Raw genomic sequence first — 7,355 nt, forward strand, 5'->3', positions numbered from 1 at the left:
AGGAAGACCGCAAGACACCCGTCACCCCTGAAGCGCCACCGCTTCGCTGACCCAGCGCGAGTAGAGCGTCCATGGATCATCGACGMCCGCTCGCACCGCGTCGATATGCGCCCGAAGCACCGGCGAGGGCGTGAACCATTCGCTCGATCCGAGTCGGTCCTCGGCGAACTGGCGATGACGTCGCCGCTCCAGTGCGCGGTCCCCGCGTTCGAAGGCGAGCACCTCGTCGTGCCAGATCGCCGTGAAGCGCTGCCGAGGATTTGCGGTGGTGCCGATCTTCACGCGGTCGGCGTAGGCGAGGTAGTACACGATGTCGACCCGCGGCGGCGGAAGCTCCGCATCCACGACCTCGCCGTGGCGCCACTCGCACACCGCGCAGATCCAGCCGGAGGGGTAGCGCACGCCCAGGCGCGATCCGCACAGCCGACACGGCGACGGCAGCGCATCCGTCACGCCGTAGGCTCGGTCCGCCCACTCGGATGCCGCGACCAGGTGCCCTTCGCAGAGCGCGAGGGGTGCGTCCGCAGGCACCGAGCCGCGGCATCCGTCAGCTTCGGCTAGGCAGCGCGTCGGTGTGAGCACGTCCGGAGCGTAATCGACGGTGCCGACACCGTCGTTGCGCAGTCCGCTCAGGCGGCCTTGCGCTCGGACTTGCGCTCGGACTTTCCCGGCGAGCAGTGCTTCGTCTGGGGCTGCTCGGAGATGTCCTTCGCAGTCTTCTGCTTCGAAGCCTTGCACCCCCTGCCCTGTCCCGGCAGGACGGGAGTGCCGGTCGTGGCGACAACCGTGCCGCCCTGGGCCAGATACCGGACGCACTCGCCCTGGGTGCGGAAAGGCACTGCCGCGTCGTCCTCCGCGGCCAGCGCGATCCAGCCGCCCTTCTTGCATGCGGCGACGACCGAACTCTTTCCGGGGTCGTCAGGGTCCTCGGCGGATGCCGCCACCGGCGCAGCGAAGATCAGCCCGGCCGCCAGCACGGCTGCGCACAGCGCGCGAGTCCTCCMCAGCCCCATAGCCAAGGGGTACACCCGATCGGCACTGCGCGCAATCATGCGGGGCCGAACCCTCGTCGGACACGCCAAAGGGCCGCCACCCGAAGGTGACGGCCCTGAGGACGGATCTCGACGTGCGGCTATGCCGCTACGCGATCACCGGTGGAACTTCTCAGCGGTTCGAGAGCTTCTCGCGCAGTGCGGCGAGCGCCTCGTCGTCGGCAAGGGTGCCGACCGAAGCGGACTCCGACGAGAACGAGCTCGAGCTGGAGCTGGACTCGGTCGGGGCAGCAGCCTCGGCCTCGAGGGCCTTGGCGACGGCAGCCTTGTGCGCCTCCCAGCGACCCTGAGCAGCGGCGTACTCCTGCTCCCACTTCTCGCGCTCGGCGTCGAAGCCTTCCTTCCAGGCGTTCGTCTCCGGGTCGAAGCCCTCGGGGTACTTGTACTCCCCGAGCTCGTCGTACTCGGTGACCATGCCGTAGAGGGCCGGGTCGAACTCGGTGCCGAACGGGTCGACCGACTCGTTCGCCTGCTTGAGCGACAGCGAGATGCGGCGACGCTCGAGGTCGATGTCGATGATCTTGACGAAGACCTCTTCGCTGACCGACACGACCTGCTCGGCGAGCTCGACGTGCTTGCCGGAGAGCTCCGAGATGTGCACGAGGCCCTCGATGCCATCCGCGACGCGCACGAATGCACCGAACGGAACGAGCTTGGTGACCTTACCCGGTGCAACCTGGCCGATGGCGTGGGTGCGGGCGAAGACCTGCCACGGGTCCTCCTGCGTCGCCTTCAGCGACAGCGAGACGCGCTCGCGGTCCAAGTCGACCTCGAGGATCTCGACGGTGACTTCCTGACCGACCTCGACGACCTCGGACGCGTGCTCGATGTGCTTCCACGAGAGCTCGGAGACGTGCACGAGGCCGTCCACGCCGCCCAGGTCGACGAACGCACCGAAGTTGACGATCGAGCTGACCGTGCCCTTGCGAACCTGACCCTTGTGCAGGTTGTTGAGGAACGTGGTGCGCGACTCGGACTGCGTCTGCTCGAGCAGGGCGCGGCGCGAGAGCACGACGTTGTTGCGGTTCTTGTCGAGCTCGAGGATCTTGGCCTCGATCTCCTGGCCGAGGTACGGCGTGAGGTCGCGGACGCGACGCAGCTCGATGAGCGATGCCGGCAGGAAGCCGCGCAGGCCGATGTCGACGATGAGGCCACCCTTGACGACCTCGATCACGGACCCGGTGACGACACCGTCGGTCTCCTTGATCTTCTCCACGTCGCCCCACGCACGCTCGTACTGCGCACGCTTCTTGGACAGGATGAGACGGCCTTCCTTGTCCTCCTTCTGGAGAACGAGGGCTTCGACCTCATCGCCGACCTTGACGACCTCGTTGGGGTCGACGTCGTGCTTGATGGAGAGCTCGCGCGAGGGGATGACGCCCTCGGTCTTGTATCCGACATCGAGGAGGACCTCGTCGCGGTCGATCTTGACGACGATGCCTTCGATGAGGTCGCCGTCGTTGAACGACTTGAGGGTCAGTTCGATCGCGGCGAGGATGTCTTCAGCAGATCCGATGTCATTGATCGCGACCTGCTTGGTGGCCGGGGCGGCCGTTGCGGTAGTCATGTAGTGGGTTGTCCTTGTTGGGTTGGGGTGTCGGGCGTCAGCCTCGAAGTTCGATCTGCGCAGACGCGCAGAGGGATGCCTCGAGCCGAAGCGAAGCGGATTTCTGTTGCGATGCCACGAAGACGTGCTTGTAGAAAGCACACTCGTGACACTCCAGGGTAGCAGAACGCGGGCCCCCGCCGGGATGTTCCCTGCGCCGCGGCCGGGCCGGCGCCGACGCCGTCCAGCCCGCCGCTCAGCGCGGCAGATCGATCGGGGCGGTGGTCGTCCGATCCGGATCGAAAGCCGGCGGCGACCCGGTCGTCGGCTCCCCCCGCAGTTCGGCCAGACGCTCCGCTTCGCGGCGCTGGGCATCGGCGAGCCACCCCCACCCGGCGTCGACTCTGGTGGCGTCCTGCGGGGGCCGCGGCGGGAGCGGCGGGACCGGCGGGATCGGCGCAGGCGGGTGGTCGGGCTCGAGCTCGACGACGGCCTGCTGCTGGCCGGGCACGAATCCGCGCAGCCCGGCCTGCTGGATCACCCGCTGGATGGTCAGTCCGCGCACGTCCGGATCACCCACGAAGCGGATCGCGTGGAGGCCCTGCTCCTGCGCCGCAGACTCGAAGACGAAGTGCCCGTACCCGAAGACCCGGCCGATGATCGGCGTGTGCACCGAGATGTCCAGAATGCGCGAAAGCGGCATCGTCGCGATGTTCTGCGACAGGATGCCGTGCACCCGGAAGACCCGCATGTTCGTGATGACGAACCGATCCGTCTTCTGCTCGAGGATGCGCCAGCTCGCGTGCAGCAGGATCGCTGCGCCGACGGCGGCCGGCAGCCACCAGGCGGCGGGCGGGACGAACAGCGACAGCAGCAGCACGATCGCACCGGCGAAGAGCTCGAGCATCGCGCCCACGGTCGCCGCCCAGTGCTTGCGCACCTCGTCGATGACGACTTCGCCCTGGTCGGCGATGAGGTGCTTCTCGATCCGAGGATCGAAAAGGCCCATCAGCCGGCGAGCGCCGCGAAGAAGTCGGTGATGGCCGCACCCGCGCCCCACACCGCGCCGACCGCGCCCTGCACGGCGTCGGCCGCGTCCTGCGGCCTGGTGACGAGGTAGAAGACGGCGAATGCGGCGACGAGCACCAGGGCGATGCGCTTGAGGAGCTTCATGGCGTGGGAGGGGTCCCTTCGAGTCGAGGTCGGCCAGTGATCCCCCCGGGAGCACAACCTGAGCTTTTCTATCGCATCGCCCGACCGCGATTCGCAGGCGCGCGGGCGAGTCGCCTACCCGTTACGCGCGGAGTCCGTGCTCGAGTCGTTCGAGGCCGTACTCGTAGGCGTGATCGATGTCCCCGCCCAGGCGGAAGGCGCCGGCCAGTTCCATCTGGATGAAGCCGGTCGCCCATGCCGTGACCAGGCGTGCCGCCTCGAGCGCGGCATCCGTCCCCACCAGCTCTTCGGCGACCCGCAGGATCGGTGCGCTCACCCGACCCAGCGAGGAAGCGGCCCCATCGACGGTGAACATGAGCCGGAATCCCTCCGGGCGCTCATGAGCGAAGCCGCGATACACGTGCGCGACCCCCGCGAGGGTGCCGTCGGATGCCGCGAGTCGCCGCGCCAGGTCGTCCACTGTCGCCTCGGCGACAAGCACCAGCAGGGCGGCGCGGTCGCGGACGCGCTTGTAGAGCGACGGCGCGCGCACCCCGACGCGCTCGGCGACGGCCTGCATCGTGAGCTTCGCCGCGCCGCCGGTCTCGACGAGATCGCGACCGGCCTCGACGATGTCCTGCAGCGACGTGCGGTCCGGAGTCGGCATGACGATGTTCCTTCCGATGGCTATTGACCTAAGCTATCATGGCTATGTATCGTAGCCATAGGTATTCGATCCCGTGTCGGGTGGAACAGAGGAGATCTCATGAAGCTCGGACCGAATCTTCGTCGCATCGGCAACGACGTCGTCGCCGCCTATCTCGTCGAGACCGCCGACGGCATCACGGTGATCGACGCCGGCATGCCCGGCCACTGGAAGGACTTCCAGGCCGAGCTGTTGGACATGGGACGTGCCGTCGACGATGTGCGCGGCCTGATCCTCACCCACGGAGACAGCGATCACGTGGGATTCGCGGAGCGACTGCACCGGGATCACGGCGTGCCGGTGTACGTGCACGCGGAGGACGCCGAGCGCGCCAAGGGAGTCAAGAAGCCGAAGGACGAGGGGCCGAAGAACCCGATCGGGCCGATGCGGCTCGGCGCGACGCTGGGCTTCTTCGCCTATGGGCTGCGCAAGGACGCGATGCGCACGGCGTATCTCAGCGAGGTCGTCGAGGTCGCGGACGGCGACGTCCTTCCGCTGCCCGGCTCCCCTGTGGTCATCGGGCTGCCGGGACACTCGCCCGGGAGCATCGCCATCCACATCCCCGTCGCCGACGCGGTGTTCGTAGGAGACGCCCTCACCACGCGGCACGTTCTGACCGGCCGGACCGGCGGACAGCCGGCGCCCTTCACCGACGACCCGCAGCAGGCGCTCGAGTCACTGAGCCGCATCGAGGGTCTCGAAGCGGCGTGGGTGCTCCCTGGCCACGGTGCGCCATGGCACGGCTCGCCCCGCGACCTCGTCGCGGCCGTGCGCAGCGCGGCAGCCTGAAAGTCCGACTCCGCCCAGGCTGATCCCAGCAACCATCGGGCTCCCGTCCAGACTCGCCCCAGGTAAATGTCAGGACCCTTTACTAATGTGGCTCCCGAGCACATGGGGATGCTCAGTACCAGCCCCGGTCCCTGGTTTTCGTCTCCCACGACGCTGATGTCGTGGGTTTTCGATCGCCGGGGGCCGGGGTCCCTCTGTGCAACTCGGCCGCTACGGCCGGAGCATGACCTTGGTGGCGCGTCGCTCGTCCATGGCGGCGTAGGCCTCGGCCGCCTCGGCGAGCGGAAGCACCAGGTCGAACACACGGCCGGGCTGGATCGCACCGGACCGCACATCGGTGAGCAGCTCCTCGATGTAGCCGCGCACCGGTGCAACTCCCCCGTTGACGCCGACGTTGCGGCCGAACATCGCCTTGATCGGCAGCTCGGGTCCGCCGTTCGGAACGCCGACGTACCCGACCATGCCGCCTGGGCGGGTGGAACGCAGCGCCTGATCCATCGACTCCTTGGTGCCTACGCACTCCAGCACGCGGTCGGCGCCGATCCCGCCGGTGAGCTCCTGCACCGCGGCAACGCCGGCATCCCCCCGCTCCTGCACGATGTGGGTCGCGCCGAAGTCGCGCGCCAGCGCCTGACGCTGCGGATGCCGCGACATGGCGATGATCGTCGTCGCACCGAGTCGCTTGGCAGCGATGATCGCGCACAGTCCGACCGCCCCGTCGCCGACGACCGCGACCGAGTCGCCGGGACCGACGCCGGCGGACAGGGCGGCATGATGCCCCGTGCCCATGACGTCACTCAGGGTGAGGAGGCCGGCGATCTCATCGTCCGAGACCGGTCCTGGTACGACCGCGAGGGTGCCGTCGGCGAGCGGAACCCGCACCCGCTCGCCCTGACCGCCGTCGGCGAAGCCGCCCAACCTGTCGTCGCTCCCCCACCACCCGCCGGTGAGGCACGAGGTGCTCACGCCGTTGCGGCAGTTCGCGCACGTTCCATCGCAGACATAGAACGGCGCGATGACGAAATCCCCCACCGCGACGGCCCGCACCTCGGGCCCGACCGCTTCGACGACTCCGACGAATTCGTGGCCGATGCGGTGCGGCTGGTGCGTCGCCGTGACTCCGCGATAGGGCCAGAGGTCGGAGCCGCAGACGCAGGCCGCGACGACGCGGACGATCGCGTCACCGCCGGTGGACAGAACGGGGTCGGCGACCTCTTCGACGCGGATGTCACGGGTAGCGTGGATGACGGTGGCAAGCATGATCCGAGCCTATGCGCCGCGGGATCCGGCGAGACGACGGATGCCGGTGGGTCGCTACTCCCCTGCCTCTTCGAGAGCCTCGGCGACCGGGTCGCCCAGCACGCTGTGCCGGCGGCCCCACAGGAGGTAGAAGGTGACGACGACCGCCAGCCAGACGAAGAACCAGAAGTACGCGGTGCCCGGCAGCCCGGTCATGAGGTACCCGCAGGCGATGATCGACAGGATCGGGACCACCGGGAACCAGGGCACCTTGAACCCGCGCGGCAGATCCGGCCGGGTGCGCCTCAGCACCATCACGCCGATCGCCACCACGATGAACGCCACCAGCGTGCCGAGCGACACGAGGTCCCACAGGCTCGACAGCGGGATGAAGCCGGTGAGCACCGCGACGATGCACGCGACGACGATGGTCGCGAACTCGGGCGTGTGCGTGCGCGGATTCACCTGCTTGAACGCCCGCGGCAGCAGGCCGTCGCGGCCGACGGTGAAGAGGATCCGGCTCTGGGCGAAGAGCGTCACGAGGGTGACCGAGAAGATCGAGATGACGGCGCCGGCCGAGAAGACGGTGACGGGCCAATCCGACGCGACGATGTTCGAGAGGATGACCGCCAGTCCCGCCTCCTGCTGCGAGGGGTCGGAGAAGTCCTGCCACGGCTGGGCGCCCAGGGCGGCGACCGCGACCCCGATGTAGATCGTCACGACGACCACGAGCGCGATCAGGATGGCCTTCGGCAGCGTCTTCTGGGGATCCTTGACCTCGTCTCCGGCGGTGGATACGGCATCCAATCCGATGAAGGTGAAGAAGATCGTGCCGGCTGCCGCGGTGATGCCGGGAACCCCCATCGGGGCG

General features: G+C 68.4%; 9 protein-coding genes. 1 reads left to right on the plus strand and 8 read right to left on the minus strand.

Annotated features, from left to right (window positions below; translation table 11 throughout):
• Positions 1-21: 21 nt before the first annotated feature.
• From AC1DVT_RS05475 to AC1DVT_RS05500, 6 genes are all read right to left on the minus strand, one after another.
• The gene (locus AC1DVT_RS05475; RefSeq protein ID WP_477387196.1) at positions 22-582 is read right to left on the minus strand and encodes a GIY-YIG nuclease family protein; all 561 of its coding nucleotides are present in this window, start codon (positions 580-582) and stop codon (positions 22-24) included.
• A gap of 47 nt (positions 583-629) precedes the next feature.
• On the minus strand, positions 630-1,013 hold the full coding sequence (locus AC1DVT_RS05480; RefSeq protein WP_477387198.1) for a hypothetical protein: 384 nt from the start codon (positions 1,011-1,013) through the stop codon (positions 630-632).
• Between the two features lie 151 nt (positions 1,014-1,164).
• The gene (gene rpsA / locus AC1DVT_RS05485; protein ID WP_457098289.1) at positions 1,165-2,619 is read right to left on the minus strand and encodes a 30S ribosomal protein S1; all 1,455 of its coding nucleotides are present in this window, start codon (positions 2,617-2,619) and stop codon (positions 1,165-1,167) included.
• 235 nt (positions 2,620-2,854) lie between these two features.
• Positions 2,855-3,607, minus strand: a complete 753-nt coding sequence (locus AC1DVT_RS05490; protein ID WP_477387200.1) for a PH domain-containing protein — start codon at positions 3,605-3,607, stop codon at positions 2,855-2,857.
• Positions 3,607-3,771 (minus strand): hypothetical protein, encoded by a 165-nt coding sequence (locus AC1DVT_RS05495; protein ID WP_477387202.1) that lies wholly within the window; start codon positions 3,769-3,771, stop codon positions 3,607-3,609. The genes AC1DVT_RS05490 and AC1DVT_RS05495 overlap by 1 nt, the downstream gene beginning before the upstream one ends.
• A 121-nt stretch (positions 3,772-3,892) precedes the next feature.
• Positions 3,893-4,417 carry a TetR/AcrR family transcriptional regulator gene (locus AC1DVT_RS05500; protein ID WP_477387204.1) on the minus strand — a complete coding sequence of 175 codons (525 nt, stop codon included), beginning with the start codon at positions 4,415-4,417 and terminating at the stop codon, positions 3,893-3,895.
• A gap of 99 nt (positions 4,418-4,516) precedes the next feature.
• On the opposite strand from AC1DVT_RS05500, the gene AC1DVT_RS05505 reads away from it, so the two are divergent.
• Positions 4,517-5,245 (plus strand): MBL fold metallo-hydrolase, encoded by a 729-nt coding sequence (locus AC1DVT_RS05505; RefSeq protein ID WP_477387206.1) that lies wholly within the window; start codon positions 4,517-4,519, stop codon positions 5,243-5,245.
• Between the two features lie 210 nt (positions 5,246-5,455).
• Here the strand turns inward: AC1DVT_RS05505 and AC1DVT_RS05510 are convergent, their stop codons facing one another.
• Both AC1DVT_RS05510 and AC1DVT_RS05515 read right to left on the minus strand, forming a co-directional pair.
• Positions 5,456-6,505 (minus strand): zinc-dependent alcohol dehydrogenase family protein, encoded by a 1,050-nt coding sequence (locus AC1DVT_RS05510; RefSeq protein ID WP_477387208.1) that lies wholly within the window; start codon positions 6,503-6,505, stop codon positions 5,456-5,458.
• 54 nt (positions 6,506-6,559) lie between these two features.
• Positions 6,560-7,355 (minus strand): APC family permease (locus AC1DVT_RS05515; protein ID WP_477387210.1); only part of this gene is annotated, 796 nt, incomplete at its 5' end.

Source organism: Microbacterium sp. P2_F9 (assembly GCF_056403635.1).

What these genes read in the sequence shown, in the direction of transcription:
- AC1DVT_RS05495 (WP_477387202.1), bottom strand. Translation starts at nt 3,771, where the DNA reads ATGAAGCTCCTCAAGCGCATCGCCCTGGTGCTCGTCGCCGCATTCGCC.
- AC1DVT_RS05510 (WP_477387208.1), bottom strand. Translation starts at nt 6,505, where the DNA reads ATGCTTGCCACCGTCATCCACGCTACCCGTGACATCCGCGTCGAAGAG.
- rpsA (WP_457098289.1), bottom strand. Translation starts at nt 2,619, where the DNA reads ATGACTACCGCAACGGCCGCCCCGGCCACCAAGCAGGTCGCGATCAAT.
- AC1DVT_RS05500 (WP_477387204.1), bottom strand. Translation starts at nt 4,417, where the DNA reads ATGCCGACTCCGGACCGCACGTCGCTGCAGGACATCGTCGAGGCCGGT.
- AC1DVT_RS05490 (WP_477387200.1), bottom strand. Translation starts at nt 3,607, where the DNA reads ATGGGCCTTTTCGATCCTCGGATCGAGAAGCACCTCATCGCCGACCAG.
- AC1DVT_RS05505 (WP_477387206.1), top strand. Translation starts at nt 4,517, where the DNA reads ATGAAGCTCGGACCGAATCTTCGTCGCATCGGCAACGACGTCGTCGCC.